At 37.5% G+C, this 15,527-nt stretch carries 12 protein-coding genes and 1 other RNA gene; 3 read left to right on the top strand and 10 right to left on the bottom strand.

Annotation, left to right across the window (positions count from 1 at the left end):
- The first annotated feature begins 247 nt into the window (after positions 1-247).
- Positions 248-2,005 carry an N-acetylmuramoyl-L-alanine amidase gene (locus VB711_RS04895; RefSeq protein WP_323284613.1) on the top strand — a complete coding sequence of 586 codons (1,758 nt, stop codon included), beginning with the start codon at positions 248-250 and terminating at the stop codon, positions 2,003-2,005.
- A 203-nt stretch (positions 2,006-2,208) separates the two neighbouring features.
- On the opposite strand, the gene VB711_RS04900 is transcribed toward VB711_RS04895, so the two are convergent.
- From VB711_RS04900 to VB711_RS04945, 10 genes are all read right to left on the bottom strand, one after another.
- A complete protein-coding gene (locus tag VB711_RS04900; RefSeq protein ID WP_323284614.1) occupies positions 2,209-3,123 on the bottom strand; it encodes a DUF4435 domain-containing protein in 915 nt (304 codons plus the stop codon).
- A 12-nt stretch (positions 3,124-3,135) separates the two neighbouring features.
- Complete coding sequence (locus VB711_RS04905) at positions 3,136-4,473, bottom strand: AAA family ATPase (RefSeq protein WP_323284615.1); 1,338 nt, start codon at positions 4,471-4,473, stop codon at positions 3,136-3,138.
- 121 nt (positions 4,474-4,594) lie between these two features.
- Positions 4,595-4,961, bottom strand: an RNA gene (gene rnpB / locus VB711_RS04910) — RNase P RNA component class A.
- Between the two features lie 63 nt (positions 4,962-5,024).
- Positions 5,025-5,726: a hypothetical protein gene (locus VB711_RS04915; RefSeq protein WP_323284616.1), complete on the bottom strand. Its 702-nt coding sequence runs from the start codon at positions 5,724-5,726 to the stop codon at positions 5,025-5,027.
- Between the two features lie 42 nt (positions 5,727-5,768).
- A complete protein-coding gene (gene corA / locus VB711_RS04920; RefSeq protein ID WP_323284617.1) occupies positions 5,769-6,929 on the bottom strand; it encodes a magnesium/cobalt transporter CorA in 1,161 nt (386 codons plus the stop codon).
- Between the two features lie 37 nt (positions 6,930-6,966).
- On the bottom strand, positions 6,967-8,646 hold the full coding sequence (locus tag VB711_RS04925) for an NAD+ synthase (protein ID WP_323284618.1): 1,680 nt from the start codon (positions 8,644-8,646) through the stop codon (positions 6,967-6,969).
- 167 nt (positions 8,647-8,813) lie between these two features.
- A complete protein-coding gene (locus VB711_RS04930; RefSeq protein ID WP_323284620.1) occupies positions 8,814-9,560 on the bottom strand; it encodes an NUDIX hydrolase in 747 nt (248 codons plus the stop codon).
- Positions 9,530-10,120 carry a nicotinate-nucleotide adenylyltransferase gene (locus tag VB711_RS04935; protein WP_323284621.1) on the bottom strand — a complete coding sequence of 197 codons (591 nt, stop codon included), beginning with the start codon at positions 10,118-10,120 and terminating at the stop codon, positions 9,530-9,532. The genes VB711_RS04930 and VB711_RS04935 overlap by 31 nt, the downstream gene beginning before the upstream one ends.
- Positions 10,121-10,124: 4 nt before the next feature.
- Positions 10,125-11,534, bottom strand: coding sequence for a nicotinate phosphoribosyltransferase (locus VB711_RS04940; protein ID WP_323284622.1), 1,410 nt, complete (start codon positions 11,532-11,534; stop codon positions 10,125-10,127).
- Positions 11,535-11,835: 301 nt separating this feature from the next.
- Positions 11,836-13,182 (bottom strand): TAXI family TRAP transporter solute-binding subunit, encoded by a 1,347-nt coding sequence (locus VB711_RS04945; RefSeq protein ID WP_323284623.1) that lies wholly within the window; start codon positions 13,180-13,182, stop codon positions 11,836-11,838.
- Positions 13,183-13,660: 478 nt separating this feature from the next.
- Between VB711_RS04945 and rnc the strand changes: the two genes are divergently transcribed.
- Positions 13,661-14,374, top strand: coding sequence for a ribonuclease III (gene rnc, locus VB711_RS04950; protein ID WP_323284624.1), 714 nt, complete (start codon positions 13,661-13,663; stop codon positions 14,372-14,374).
- A 3-nt stretch (positions 14,375-14,377) separates the two neighbouring features.
- Entirely contained in the window at positions 14,378-15,382 is a 1,005-nt protein-coding gene (locus VB711_RS04955; protein ID WP_323284625.1) for a Gfo/Idh/MocA family oxidoreductase, read from the top strand.
- Positions 15,383-15,527 lie beyond the last annotated feature (145 nt).

Genomic DNA, 15,527 nt, shown 5'->3' on the forward strand with positions numbered 1-15,527 from the left:
TTTGTTGCCTAAGTTGGAAATTAAGTTCAGGACTTACCCAAAATATCTTTCAAAACCTCATTTCTCTGTGACCTCTGTGCCTCTGTGGTTTGTTTTTCAGTGACTTGTGCGTAAATCCTAGAGTTGTATGGCGATAAAAGTATTTGATTTTTCATGGTATCATGGCAGATTTATGGGAAAATGCACTGAAACTTCTGAAACTTCCTTACGTCTCAATGAGTTACTATAGATATTTCGTATTTTTGCTATGAAAAAACTCTTAGGATTGGTAATATTTAGCTTTATTTTCGCCTCCTCCCTGGCCTGGGCGCAACCGCAAGCATCACTGTTAATAGTTTATCCCCCAGCCAAACACCAAACCAGTACAGAAAAAATATTTTTTATCGGTACAGCACCAGTAAATGGACAGGTTTTGATTAACGGTAAACCAGTTAAGCGTAACAAGGCTGGTCATTTTTCCCCTAGTTTCCCCTTACAATTGGGAGAAAATATATTTACAATTCGTCACCAAAATCAGGAACGAGAGATTAAGGTAACAAGACTTTCTACTCAACCTCAGTTACCAGATGGGTTAGGTTTTGCCAAGGATTCCCTGACTCCCTCTGTCGATATTGCTAGACTACCAGGAGAACTAATTTGTTTTAGTGCGATCGCGCCTTTGCAAGCTAATGTTTCTGTTAAACTAGCTAGTCAAACTATTAATCTTTTACCTCAACCGTCAAAGGCAGATTTACCCGCTAATTCCAGTATTTTAACCGGGCTGAATCAGGCTAGTATTTCTAATGTTAGCAAATATCAAGGTTGCACGACCTTTACAAATCCTGGTGATTTAGGTCAACCCCAATTTAATTTAACTCTGAATGGACAAAAAATCACTCAGCCAAGTCCAGGAAAAGTCCAAATCCTCACCCCTGGACAGTTACCTGTGGCTGAGGTGACAGTACCTTCTGGGGTAGCCCGTACCGGTTCTAGTACCGATTATTCTCGACTCACACCTTTACCCCAAGGAACGAGGTTGACGGTGACAGGGAAAGATGGTGATTGGTTACGTTTAGATTATGGTGCTTGGATTAATGGCAAGGAAACCCAAACTCTCCCCGGCGCTATTCCACCACAGACGATAATTCGCAGTGTGGCATCTCGTCAAGTTCCCGGTGCAATGGAAATCCGCTTCCCGTTACAAATTCCTGTTCCTGTGAGTGTACAGCAGGGTGATAATTCTTTTACTCTCAGCCTTTATAATACCACTGCCCAAACTGACACAATTCGCCTAGATGATAACCCCCTAATTTCTCGCCTAGATTGGCAACAGGTGACTCCTACACAGGTCAATTACACCTTCAACCTCAAAAAACCTCAACAGTGGGGTTATAAGCTGAAATATGAGAATACAACTCTGGTTTTAACTCTGCGTCAACCGCCTGTGATGGGGAATAATCGACGTAAACCGTTGTCTAATATTAAAATTTTACTAGATCCTGGTCATGGGGGAAAGGAATCTGGTGCTAGTGGACCAACGGGGTATTTAGAAAAAGATGTAAATTTAGTTGTTTCTAAGTTGCTGCGGGATGAGTTGGTGAAGCGGGGGGCAACGGTGGTGATGACAAGGGAGGATGATCGGGATGTTTCTTTGGTGGAGAGGATGGAGATAATAAGTAGAGAAGAACCAGCGATCGCTCTTTCTATCCATCATAACTCTTTACCCGATAATGGTGACGCGGAAAATACTAAAGGTTTTGGTACTTTTTGGTATCATACCCAGTCCCACAGTCCAGCAATATTTTTACATAACTATGTAGTTAAAAAATTCAACCGACCTTCCTACGGTGTGTTTTGGAATAATTTAGCCTTAACTAGACCAAATGCTGCACCTTCGGTATTACTGGAATTGGGTTTCATGAGTAATCCCGACGAATTTGAACAATCTATTAACCCCCAAGAACAAAAAAAAATGTCACAAGCTTTAGCTGAGGGAATTACTGAATGGTTTAAAATGGTAAAATAAGATCTTCGAGTGAAGGGAAAAGCGTTAAAAAGTATGATACAACTCATACGTGTCAACTTAAGATTAAATCGGCGCTTAAAAACCGCATCTACACAGGCATGGCGCGTAGCGGCTTTCCTACGGGAAGGCCACCTCCGTGGGTTTGGGATCCTGTATCAATACAAGTTGTTTGGCAGAATCTGGAATTAGCGATCGCAACTCCTCTAAGAACTTACTTGTGTTATATAATGATTCAAACTTTCAGGAGTTTCAGCATAGGCAGAAAAAATACTGATAGCTTGATTGTTCGTTAAATTTTTACCAAAAATAAACTTTATTTTTTGTTGAATATATTTCTGATCATTTGACGAATCTTGTAGTATTAATTCAATCATTTTAAGTATAAACTGCATTTCATATTTACCTCTAAAAACTTTACATTGATCGCAATTAGTAAACTCGGCAAGCTTTGTGTTTAAAATATCCTCTGAAACTTCTAATGCTTTTGGGAAAGTCTGTTTTATTTTTTCAAAATCATATTTTGCTGAAATTGACTGTAATGTTAAATCAATAAACTTATTTGGAAATTTATCATTTAAATCCACACCTGTTTCCTTTCCTGTAATATTTCTAATTTTTATTAAACAAGCATACCAAGCGTTAAACAAAATTGTAGCTTCGTGAAACTCCTTTTGTCTTTCTGTAAAAAGTATGATACAACTTTCATAAGTCTCACTAGCTTCCGATAAATTAAATTCATTTTTAATAATTTCTTTGAAAACATCTAATGAAACATAAAAATTTTCAATAGAATAACAAGGCGTTTCAAAGATTGGCGGATTATGTGGTGGTAAAGGTTCATTAAAATCCCTATCAATGAAAAATGCCTTTTTGTATTTATCATATTCTCTATGATAATTAATAAGTTCGTACACTTTTAACACCGATTTTCTACGATTACATATTATGGGTTGAATATTTAATGTTGTTAGTTTTTTTATTCTTGAGTAATAATAGGGATTATCTTTTCCTTCAAAAAAGCAAAATAAACCGTTTTTATCTTTACTAACAAGGTTATTAAACTCTTGGTAAGGTACATTAGTTGATTCTCTTGCTCTTCTTAAATCGTCTGCATTCATAATTTACAAGATTTAGACAGGGTGAAAATACTCATTTAAGCCAATAGCATATCTATCCAATTCATTTTCAAATATGAAAGGTGAATGGGTTACAGCCAAAAGAAAATTACATTTACCTGAATTGACAATATCAGGTAACAAGGTTCTTTGCCAAAAAATAGATAATGATAATTCTGGCTCATCAAAAAGTACAATAAATCGTTTATGACTTTCGGAAAGGTAAATTTTAGAAAACATTGAAATAATTTGCTTTTCTCCAGATGAAAGTTTACTCAATGAAATTTCAGAAGAATTTCTCTTTGATTTAATAAATATTTTGATTGCACTTTCATCATAAAATACCTCTTTGTTGATTAAATATTTATTACAAATATCTCTAAAAAGTTTCACCGAATCATCTAATTGTTTCTGCTTTTCATAAATTTCCACTAATTTTTGAAGAATATAAGTTAGAGATGGGTTTTCAAACGATTGAGTCTTAACACTGTTTCTTATTTCATTTTTATCGTTTTCAGATAATTCTTTACCAACCCTTGCTAAAATAATTTCAATATCATTTTCGTCAATTTTATTCAAAAAACTATTGTCTGTTTGAGAAGATCCTTTTACTAGCTGACTTAAAATTTCTGAAGTAATTTTAGAAAATCCTTCCTTTAAAAGTTTATCAATTGTACTTTCAATTTGCTTAAAACGGTTTTCAACATCATCCATTCCAAATTGGATAAGTGTATTTTCTTGATTTAAAAGTTCGTCATCATTATAACCAAGATTATGCAAATCTTCTTCAACACGCCTATATGTTGGAAAATACATAATATCACTACCTTCGATCCTTGATTCAATTTCTTTTTCACATTGACTAAAAAAAGAGTTGAATATATGTACTTTTTTTGTTCCAATTTGTATATTAAAACCACTGCGCTTTTTAATTTCAGAAGTAGCTTTAGAACTATCTGATGTATATACCAGATCGATTTTGCTTTGTATAAATCTATTTCTTAAAATCTCATATCCTATCATAAGATTATGATATTGAAATCTAATTTGATTATCAAATTCATCCATGATTATAGGATTTTCATAAATTTGTTTAATCAATTCATCTACATTAAGTTTAGGAATCTCAATAGGTTTTCCGTTAGGAAATTCTAAAATCAATTTATCAAAGCTAAATTCACCAAGTCTAAAAAAATTCCTTGTTAAAGTGTAATAAAAAATATTTAAAACTTGAGTTTTTCCAAGTCCATTCTCTCCAATGAGTATTTTTATATTCTCATCAAAAGGAATGTGTACATCATCTGTTCCGAAAAGACCATACACCGAAAAAGATTTTATATTACTTGTGTTCATTTTATTATCCATGCTACACATAACCATATATTAGATTAAATATTTGAGTTTAAATAGCTCTAGTTCTCTGTAGTAATTTAAAAAACGAACTATGGAAAATAAAATATCCACAGTCCGTTTAAAAAGAGAGTCGATCATAAGCCGGGTTCTGTTCTCTTGCGAGGGCAATTATCTATCTGGGACGGTTGTTACCAAACGCCTCTAGCGGCTCTTTTCAAGCGGAACTGGTAAAAGACCAACCTATAGTTCCTCCGGCCTTGCTCCCAACCGGGGTTTACCGAGCCAGCGCCTCTCGACGCTGCTGGTGCGCTCTTACCGCACCTTTGCACCCTTACCAAAACAATTAATATTTTGGCGGTATCTTTCTGTGGCACTATCCTCGCGATCGCTCGCACTGGGGGTTATCCAGCAAGTCTGGTCTTTCGGGAGCCCGGACTTTCCTCAAACCAGTCTTGATGACTGATCTGTAATTGCCTACCTCTACTCTCTCTATTACATTTTAAACTTTTATTGTCTGGTATAGCAATGCTATTGAATTTAAATAAATAAAATTACTTCTTCTTATTCCAAGGTAGCGCGTAAGTCCAAGGTAATTTTGTGATCGTGAAAGGACAATTAATAATTGAAACTGCTGGAACATTTAACCCAGGTGCTAAACCTACACGCAATTCGGAAATTCTTAGCACCAATTGTAGTGAAAATTCTATATTTTTTGTACCTTCCATAAATTCTTTATACAACTTTTTCTGATTCTTCAAACCAACAATATTAATCAAAGGCGATCCAGGGCTATATGTTCCCGAATCTTTATCACGTTTTAAAACATCTTCTGCGGTGATAGTTTCAGAGGTTGTTTTTTTAGGAGCAACAATCGTGGCAATTTGTGACATAGCCAAATCCCTGATTAAATCTGGAGATTTGCGGATTACTCGCCGTGATTGCTTGCTATGTTCAACCACCAAAGAGCTATTATCCCAGTCAACATATACAACTAAACTGTCAGATTTATTTTCAATGTTAACTGATAAATCTTTCAAGTTATCATTTAGCTTTTCTAAGGAATAAGTGCTAGTTTTAAAGGAAATGCCAATTGTATCTTGAAGATTTTGTTCTTTTAATTGTTCTTCAATGACACTTTTTTTAAAATCTAACTTCACCATATCGTCGATAGATTCAATCATCCGATTGAATGTGTAATAAACACCAATTACATAGAACGTTAAAACAAGTAGATTCTGATCACCGTTTTTCATTACCATAACCCAGAATATAAACTACATATCCCGAACTTTGAATTATTTTTCTTGATCTGCCTTAAAATTGACTGAATTAGTCAGCCAACCCCGTCGCCAAAATAATGTTATCATACCTGTAGCCATAACTGCCATTAGTCCCAAACACATTGGATATCCCCAATACCAGTTTAATTCAGGCATATTATAGGGTGATTTTTCTGTATTGAAATTCATTCCATAGATACCAGCGACAAAAGTTAACGGAATAAAAACGGAAGAAACGACGGTCAGCAGTTTCATAATTTCATTCATTTTATTACTAACTGCCGAAAGATAAACATCCATTAATCCTGATGCCAATTCTCGATATGTTTCCACCATTTCCATTACTTGTACTGTATGATCAGAACAATCTCTGAGATAAATTCTTACCTCACCACTAATCAATTCACTTTCATCCCTAATCAGAGTATTAATGGCATCGCGTTGTGGCCAAATTGCTCGACGCAGTTGTAATAATTCTCTCCGAATTTGATAAATTTTATATAATGTATCTTGAGTAGGATTGACTATCACCTCTTCTTCTAAATCTTCAAGTCGCTCACCATAAAGTTCTAAAACAGGAAAAAAACCATCAATGATTGCATCTAATAAAGCATAAGCTAAATAATCAGCACCTTGTCTGCGAATAACTCCTTTACCTTTGTCAATTCGGGATCTTACTCCTTCAAAACAATCATGTTCTGGTTCTTCTTGAATTGTTAATAGATAATGTTTTCCTAAGACTAAACTTACTTGTTCACTATAAAAACTGTGATTATTTTGGTTAGGGACTACCATACGGGCAATTATGACTAATTGATCTTCATAATCTTCTACTTTTGGTCGTTCTCCCATATTAACTACATCTTCTAAAATCAGGGCGTGTAAGTCAAAAGTTTGACCTAAACGATGTAAAATATCTTTATTACCTAACCCTTGAACGTCTACCCAAGAAATTGATTCTGTATCTAAATAGTAGCTACAATCCTCTGGGTTAATTATTTGTTTACAAGTAAGTGTGGTTTGGCTATAATCAATTAAGAAAATTATCGGTTGTTCAGAACTTTCATCAACAATAATTGTTCCTGGAATAGTTCCCGGTTCGTGATAGTATTCTTCTTTCTTGCGCTTATTGGGTTTGGTTGCAATTTTGGGAATACGGCGACGTTTTTTTGGCATGATTTATTTCGCGCAAAGACGCAAAGAAGAAAATGTATTAACCAATTTTACTCGCAATAGGCATTCTCCAACCAGTACCAAAGGCGCGGTCTGTGATTTTTAATCCAGGGGGTGCTTGTCGGCGTTTAAATTCGGCACGGGACACCATTTGTATAACTCGGTTTACAATGGCTGAATCATGACCTGCGGCAACTATGTCTGCGGCTGATTGGTGGTTTTGGATTAGGCGTTGTAAGATATCATCGAGAACTTCGTAAGCTGGGAGGGAATCTTGGTCAACTTGTCCGGGTTTGAGTTCGGCGCTTGGTGGTTTGGTGAGGATGTTTTGGGGAATGATTTCTCTGTTGCTGTGGGAGTTTAACCAATGACAGAGGGAATATACACGGGTTTTGGGTACATCTGCAATTACAGCTAAACCGCCATTCATATCGCCGTAGAGGGTGCAGTAACCAACGGCCATTTCTGATTTGTTGCCGGTTGATAACAGTAGATGACCAAATTTGTTAGCGATCGCCATCAACAATGTACCACGAATCCGCGATTGAATATTCTCTTCGGCAATACCAAATTCTGTACCAGCAAATAACTCAACGAGTGTGTTATCAAAGCCTTGCATTAATTCACCAATGGGTAAAATTTGCGTTTTAATGCCCAAATTATCACCTAATTTTAAAGCATCAGTAATGGAATGTTGGGAACTATAGGGAGAAGGCATCAAAACACCAAAAACATTTTCTTTCCCCAGTGCAGCAGTAGCAATTGCGGCAACTAAAGCGGAATCTACTCCACCACTTAACCCCAATACCACTTGAGAAAAACGGCATTTACTAGCATAATCTCCCACTCCTAAAACCAAAGCTTGCCAAATTTCTTCGTCTTCAGATTCAGCAGGGGTTGTTACAGAGTTCAACTGTAAATCCTGTTGTTTTTTATCAAATTCTATTACTACTAAATCAGTTTCAAAACCTTTCGCACGACTAACAATTTCACCACCACGATTCAAGGCAAAACTACGACCATCAAAAATTAAATCATCATTTCCTCCGACTTGATTAGTATAGATAATTGGCTGGTCGAAATTCACGGCGCTATGTTTTAACATGGCTTCCCGTACTTGCTGTTTCCCAACAGTGTAGGGAGATGCTGATAAATTTACAATTAAATCTACACCAATATTTGCTAAATCAGCAATCGGATTCATGGCATAACTACGTTTTCCCCAAAAATCATCATCATTCCATAAATCTTCGCAAATAGTTACGCCGATTTTTATATCATCTAATGTGAAATAATTAGCTTGCAGTCCTGGTTCAAAATAGCGTTTTTCATCAAATACATCATAAGTTGGTAATAGTCGTTTATGGAAATATTGTTTAATTTGACCTGCTTGCAATAAAGCCATACTATTAAACAAGGTTTTACCACCGTGAATGTGCGCTTGGGAATTTTTAACTACAGTTCCTACTAATACAGTTAAATTTGGCGGTAAGTCTTGGGCTAATTTTTGTAATGTGGTGTCCATTGCTTCGACAAAGCTAGGATTTAGCAATAAATCTCTCGGTGGATAACCACATATAGATAACTCTGGAGTCAGTAATAAACGTACATTCTTAAATGCTGCTTTTTGTGCCAGTTCTAATATTTTTTGAGCGTTTCCAGGCAAGTCACCAATAATAGGATTAAGTTGAGCTATGCCTATGGTAAAGTTTGTTTTCATGGAGGAATAGGAGCGAAGGAAATAAAGAAAGAAGAGTTTATGAGAATTTTTGTGTTTTTTAGGGGAATATGAGAAAATAGGTTATCCCATTTTATGGAATGGTCATCCTACCCGTCTTTCATGATTAGCAAACAAAACGCTCGCAGCACAAGAAATTTTTGGAAGTCCTAAATAAACACTAATGGTTTATCTTTTAAAGGGGCAAAAGCTTCAGCATCAAATTTATACAAACTGGCTGGACGACCTGCTCCTCTTGAAACTTTTATGCCAGTATCAGATAAAAATCCTAATTTTAGTAACCGCGCTCTAAAGTTAGAATAATCTGAAAAATTTTCTCCTAAAACTGTTGTGTATAGTTGATATAAATCATTTAAAGTAAATACATCTGGTAATACTTCAAAAGCTACAGGACTGTATTCTAATTTGTTTTTTAATCTTCTATGTCCATAGGTGATAATTTCATGATGATCAAATGCTAACTGGGGAATTTGTTTAACTGGATACCAAGCGATTCCTGCGACTTTATCGGCAATTAATTCGGCTTCTTCAAACCTAACTAAAGCAAAGTAACTAACTGATAAATAACGGACTCCATAACTATCAGTTTTTTCTCTGGGATCACGATTGGGTCCGCCAAAAGTATAGAGTTGTTCAAGATAGAGATTATTGACTTTAATTTTTTCTGCCATAATGCGATAGGCAGCATCTTCTAAAGATTCTCCTTGACGTACCAAAGTACCAGGAAGACTCCAATGATTGGAAAATGGCTCTTGCTGTCGCATGACGAGGAGAACTAATAGCCGATTTTGGGCGGTGTCTACAGAAAAAATAACATTATCAACACCAACTTTGAAATCAGCCAAAGGTTGTTGATTTGTCGGGTTTAGAATCTTTTTTGGGTGACGTACTGGCATTCGTACAAATGCTCTTGGTTAATATAGGCAACTACAGGTGGTGTGAGGGTTTCGGGATCTTTTTGCTCACGAAAGGCTGTTGAAGAAACATCCAAACCTGTTAAACTAGCGATCGCTATTCTTCCCCCTAGCTGTTTAACTCCCTCTAAGCTAAATTCATCTATTACATATCCTGGTCGGGGAATTACCAATAATTGCACTTGTTGTAATAAATCTTCAACTTGATACCAACGTGGCAACTGTTCCAATAAATCAGAACCAATTACCAAGGTATATTCAGTTTCATTACCCCAACGGACTTTGGATTTTTCTAATGTTTCTATTGTTCTCCAACTACTTAATTCTTGCTCTAAACTAATATTATCCCTGGGCGCATTTATATCTTTAATTAACAGTTGTAACATAGCCGCTCGGTGAGGTAACGGCGTTTGCTGAGACTTAAAAGGATTATCTGCCGCCCAAACAGCTACCCAATCATAACACTCAGACAACCATTTTAAAATCATTTGATGTCCTGCCGTTGGCGGGTCGGCACTTGTACCAAATAAAGCAATTCTCATAAATTTACCTCTGTGTCCTCTGCGTCTCTGCGGTTAGTATTTTCGTTTTGTCCGTCAATTCCTGCAACAGTTCAGATATCTCCACCTTCACAGAAATAGGTTGATCTAAACACCGTGTTTCCTCTGATAAACTAGCAACTGAGGCGGCAGTACGTTGACGAATTGTTTCTAAACTTTCCGATTTTTGTAATTGTTTACCTGCTTGCATCACCAACTCTAATAAAGGCTTTTCTCTAATCGAATTTTCATTAAATAATCCCAATCTATCTACTTCTAATTTACCTCCTGCATAAGAACGAAAAATCTGTTTGCGTCCTGGATAAGTGATTTTTCCACTAGACTGTTTCATCACGGGAATATCATCAATTTCCACAAGTTTGTAAACTCCATTTACAGGTGTACCTGTAACTAACTTTGTTCCCAATCCATAACCATCAATTTCTGCCCCTGCTGCTTTTAGTCTAGCTATTTCCCATTCATCTAAGTCACCACTAGCTAAAATTGATACGCCCGGTAAGAGCGATCGCACTTCCTTTGATAAACTTACTAAATCCCCAGAATCTAACCTCACCCCCGTTAATTTCATTTCCCCAGAATTTACCTTTTCAGCCAATCTTTCCGCAGCCCCAACAGTATTATAGGTATCAATTAACAATGGCGCACCGGGAAAATATTGATGAAAAGCACTAAAAGCCCGTTCTTCAGAACCTTCCAAAGCTGACAAGGCCATTACTAAAGCGTGAGCCATCGTACCACTTGGTTTTTCCCCTAGCTGTAGCGCTGCTAACACATTAGAAGTGGCATCTAACCCACCCGCTAAAGCTGCCCTAGCCGCCCATAAAGCCCCTTGGGGACTAAAAGCTCTCCTCGTACCAAATTCTAAAAGTGTCGCTTTTTCCCCAGCCACATCACGCAACCTGGCCGCCCTAGTTGCAATTAAAGTTTGGTAATTAAGGGTATTTAAAAGATAGGTTTCCACTAATTGGCCTTGCCAAAGGGGTGCTTCTACCCGCAAAAATGGCTCATTGGCAAAAATTGCCGTCCCTTCAGGAACAGCCCACACATCACCAGTAAATCTACCCTCAGCCAGTAACGACCAAAAACACTCAGGGGCATGAGTAAAAACCCCCATACTTTGCAAAGCTGCAATTTGCCCAGGATAAAAGCGGAATTTGGCTAAATATTCTAAGGCTTGGGCTAAACCCATGGCAATCAAATAACCACAACCCTCTGGTAAACGTCTAACAGACAATTCAAAACAGGCTCGTTTTTGTTCTATCCCTTCACCTGTATAACAAGCTGCCATTGTTAGCTGATAAAGGTCAGTTAGCAAACTGTAATCTTCAGAACTTAAATTCAGTTCTCCGTGCTGGTAATTATTTTTTCCATTATCCATATCCCGGAATGTTGTCATTTACAAGCTTCCTCCTCAGAGTGTTGCTTTGTTTATGGTATTATTCACCATAAATCTTGTCAAGTATTTAGCAAATAAATCTCCAAAAGCCTTGCAATGGAAAGATATTAATCCATTATTTACCAATAAATCAATATCTATTAATGGTGTGATTAGGGTAATAGGACTTTAGACCTCTTGCAAAAGTCGTGATCTTCAAATTCTTCTCCGCGCCTCTGCGCCTCTGCGTGAGCTTTTCAAGAATATTCTTGGCGACACCAAAGTATTTAGAGGTCTTTTGTAACTAGATCAGTCCAGGGAGCTATGATTTTTTAGGGATTCGAGTTAGCCAAAGTTGGCGATCGCGCAATTCTGACATAGCTGCTTCCCAGGTAAAAGTAAACGACTGAAAGGTTTCTGGACTAATGCGATCCTGATCCAAAGCTTCCACCACCCTTTCAAACTTATGCAACAAATCAGCCCGAATTTGTTCTAAACTCTTCATATCCGAACAAGTGGCAATGGTTTTCATCAGTTTAACAATATCCTGGTTATAGCCATCACCACGATTTTTCTTAGCCATTTCTAGCCGCGCTTTAATTTGCCAAATCCAAGATCCGCACAGCAAAACAATAGTCAGTATAAAACCCAAATATTCAGCATTCTCTTGAATGAAGTTTGGTTTTTCTCGGTCATAATAAGCCGCAGCGCCTAAATGAAGTGGTAAACCAGTTCCACCAACAGCATTAGGAGGACTGATATTAGCTGCTAAAGGCATAATATTAGCTAATTCTTGGCGATGATCGTACAAAATTGCTGTAATTTGCCGAATTACACTTGGATCAACATTTTTAGAAGCCAAAAGAGTTCTTTGCACACTCACCGCAGGTAAATTAATCGGGGGAATTGGTGGGTTTCCTTGATAAGCACCTTTAGGAATAAATGATGAATCTAAAGCTGGATAAGTTATTTTCATGGCTGCACCTTGGTCAATGGATACTAATCGGCCATTACTGGTTTGCACAAGTTTTTGGATCGATTCATTACCAGGTGCGCGGACACGAAAAACTGCATCTACTTGTTGGTTACGAAACAGAGTATCAGCCTCTAGTTCAGGAACGGCTTTGTAAGTAAAATCCTTGGCTGTAAGACGGTAATGTTTAGCCAACATCCAGAAAGACTCAAATTGACCACCTCCTTGTGGTGGTAAGGCAATACGTTTACCTTTAAGTCCGGCTACATCGTTAATTCCAGATGTATTTGTCACTACTAGCTGAAAGGCATCTGCAAATAAATTAGTAACGAGTCGGGCTGATGGTAGAGTAGGGATATCCGCTTGTGCAGTGGCCAATTGGGCTTTATTTTCTTCTAAACTTTTAATATTTTCCTCAGTTCCGTTGGTTTCGAGTAATTTAATTTGAATTTTCGGCTGATGTTTTGCCACTATTTGAGCGATCGCTTCACTTAAAATATAACTTTCCCCCCGTCGTGAACCCGCAGCGATCGTCAGGTAATGTACTTGATTGAAGTCAATAATTATACTTACTGCTAGGAAGCCGACCAAACCAACGCTAAACAGTACAGGAATTACCAGTTTAGTGGTTGTCAAATTGTACCGACTCAAAAAGCGATTAAAAGAAAACGAATTTGCTGGCTGGTGACGAGTCATACTAAATTCTGGGGTTAAGATTTTTGTTTCCTTAATTAGAAACAATATAAACTATCCCCATTTCGGATTCTACTTAGGGTTTGCTTAGTCAGGAGTCAGGAGTCAACAGTGATTTAGAGGGTGTTTGAAAAGTCTAAATTCTCCCTCTTCTGTCAGAGTGGGATAATCTAAATTTATCCCCTCGGTCATAACTGGCCGCAGAGTTATTTTATTCTAGATTTAAGCAACGAATTTAGGTGTTTTCAGCCGTGGTGAAATAGAATCCCTAAAGTCTAAAATGACGCATTATCGTGAATACATAAAATGTCAAATTTTAGAATGAAACAGCCCTGGGTTTATCTCTCCTTTAATATCTTTATTTTAGGATAGGTGATACCTGATATGACGCTAATTCCAGATTCTGCCAAACAACTTGTATTGATACACTATAATTTAATGCTAAGTTAAGAGTTATTACCCTTTTTTCCCCTATTCCCTGATGTCCCGCGTTTATCCCCGCCGTCAACGGCAACTTGAAAGTTTAGTTCAAAAGTTAGGTTTGTCCCCAAAAATCCCTGTTAAATGGGAATTGCTAGATTTGGCACTGACTCATCCAACTGTTTCTGAGACAGCAAATTATGAACAATTGGAATTTGTTGGTGATGCAGTTGTGAGGCTGGTAGCTGCTGTGGTATTGTGGGAACATTATCCTGATTGTTCAGTGGGAGATTTTGCGGCTATTCGTTCGGTGTTGGTGAGCGATCGCATTCTTTGCCAATTAGCTAAAGAATATGGTTTAGAATTATACTTATTGGTGGCTGGCAGTGCTACGGCAGATATTGTTGGTCAAGAGTCACGGTTAGCAGATGCCTTTGAAGCGGTTTTGGGTGCATTTTACCTCAGCACTCACAATTTAGAACTGATTCGTCCTTGGTTAGATCCCCACTTCCAACGACTAGCCGCAGAAATTCGCCTTGATCCTGCTAGATTGAACTACAAAGCTGCATTACAAGAATGGACTCAGGCACAATTTAAAGTTTTACCAGAGTATCGAGTGATGGAAATTGGTCAACCCCAGCAAACTCAAGAACGTTTTTTTGCGGAAGTTTGGTTACACGAACAAATGTTAGGACAAGGCAAAGGACGATCAATTAAAGCTGCTGAACAAGCTGCTGCTAAAATAGCTTATTTAACTGTGACTGAGCAGGAATAAAAAATGAATAAAATTGGCATTGCTGTGATTGGTGTAGGACGTTGGGGAGTGCATTTGCTACGAAATTTTTTAGCTCATCCTCAAGTGATTGTATTGGCAATTGTAGATCCAAATCCAGAGCGATTAACAACAGTTAAACAGCAATTTAATTTAGATGAAAATATATTATTGACGACAGATTGGGAGACTGTGAAGCAATTACCAGAATTAAGAGCGATCGCGATCGCCACTCCCGCCAGTACCCACTATACCTTAATTAAAAATGCTCTCCACCACGGTTATCATGTTTTGGCAGAAAAACCCCTAACTCTCGACCCCCAACAATGTCGGGAACTGTGCCAATTAGCAGAAAATCAAAACCTAATTCTCATGGTTGACCACACCTATCTATTTCATCCAGCCGTAGAAACAGGTCAAAATGTCGTTAAATCAGGTAAATTAGGTGATTTACGTTATGGCTACGCTACCCGCACCCATTTGGGTCCAGTCCGTCAAGATGTTGATGCACTTTGGGATTTAGCTATTCATGATCTTGCCATTTTTAACTCCTGGTTGGGTCAGTTACCTGTGCAAGTCCAAGCAACGGGTAAAGTATGGTTACAAGAAAGTATTGCTGATTTAGTTTGGATAACGCTAACATACCCAAATGGTTTTCAGGTACATATTCACCTGTGTTGGTCGAATCCTGATAAACAAAGAAGATTAGGGATTGTAGGGAGTTTGGGTACTTTGATTTTTGATGAAATGTCACCCTCTCCTTTAACTTTTATTCAAGGAGAATTTGCCAGACAAGAACATCAATTTATCCCTGTAAATCAACGCCAAGAAGTATTAGAAATTGAACCGGGTGAACCATTGCAAAAAGTGTGCGATCGCTTTATAATGAATATTATTAATCATACCCCCGCACTGCTTTCTTCCGGCTGGGTAGGAGCAGAATTAGTGGAAATTCTCACCGCTTTAACCACATCTCTTAACCACAATGGTCAACCAATATCAGTAATTTAACTTGAGAATTAAAACCAAAATAGTGCTAAAATAAACAAATAACAACTTGCAGCCATATCAACTTTATGATCATTGCTCAAGAATTAGAAGTACAACAAAGCATCTACGAAGATGTGATGTTTCCCCCCGGTGATTTATATAGTAA

The organism is Cronbergia sp. UHCC 0137 (assembly GCF_034932285.1).
Classification (GTDB): domain Bacteria; phylum Cyanobacteriota; class Cyanobacteriia; order Cyanobacteriales; family Nostocaceae; genus Cronbergia.

Excerpts from the sequence above, each read along its gene's own strand:
- VB711_RS04895 (WP_323284613.1), top strand. The coding sequence starts at position 248 with ATGAAAAAACTCTTAGGATTGGTAATATTTAGCTTTATTTTCGCCTCC.
- VB711_RS04900 (WP_323284614.1), bottom strand. The coding sequence starts at position 3,123 with ATGAATGCAGACGATTTAAGAAGAGCAAGAGAATCAACTAATGTACCT.
- VB711_RS04905 (WP_323284615.1), bottom strand. The coding sequence starts at position 4,473 with ATGAACACAAGTAATATAAAATCTTTTTCGGTGTATGGTCTTTTCGGA.
- VB711_RS04915 (WP_323284616.1), bottom strand. The coding sequence starts at position 5,726 with ATGAAAAACGGTGATCAGAATCTACTTGTTTTAACGTTCTATGTAATT.
- corA (WP_323284617.1), bottom strand. The coding sequence starts at position 6,929 with ATGCCAAAAAAACGTCGCCGTATTCCCAAAATTGCAACCAAACCCAAT.
- VB711_RS04925 (WP_323284618.1), bottom strand. The coding sequence starts at position 8,646 with ATGAAAACAAACTTTACCATAGGCATAGCTCAACTTAATCCTATTATT.
- VB711_RS04930 (WP_323284620.1), bottom strand. The coding sequence starts at position 9,560 with ATGCCAGTACGTCACCCAAAAAAGATTCTAAACCCGACAAATCAACAA.
- VB711_RS04935 (WP_323284621.1), bottom strand. The coding sequence starts at position 10,120 with ATGAGAATTGCTTTATTTGGTACAAGTGCCGACCCGCCAACGGCAGGA.
- VB711_RS04940 (WP_323284622.1), bottom strand. The coding sequence starts at position 11,534 with ATGACAACATTCCGGGATATGGATAATGGAAAAAATAATTACCAGCAC.
- VB711_RS04945 (WP_323284623.1), bottom strand. The coding sequence starts at position 13,182 with ATGACTCGTCACCAGCCAGCAAATTCGTTTTCTTTTAATCGCTTTTTG.
- rnc (WP_323284624.1), top strand. The coding sequence starts at position 13,661 with ATGTCCCGCGTTTATCCCCGCCGTCAACGGCAACTTGAAAGTTTAGTT.
- VB711_RS04955 (WP_323284625.1), top strand. The coding sequence starts at position 14,378 with ATGAATAAAATTGGCATTGCTGTGATTGGTGTAGGACGTTGGGGAGTG.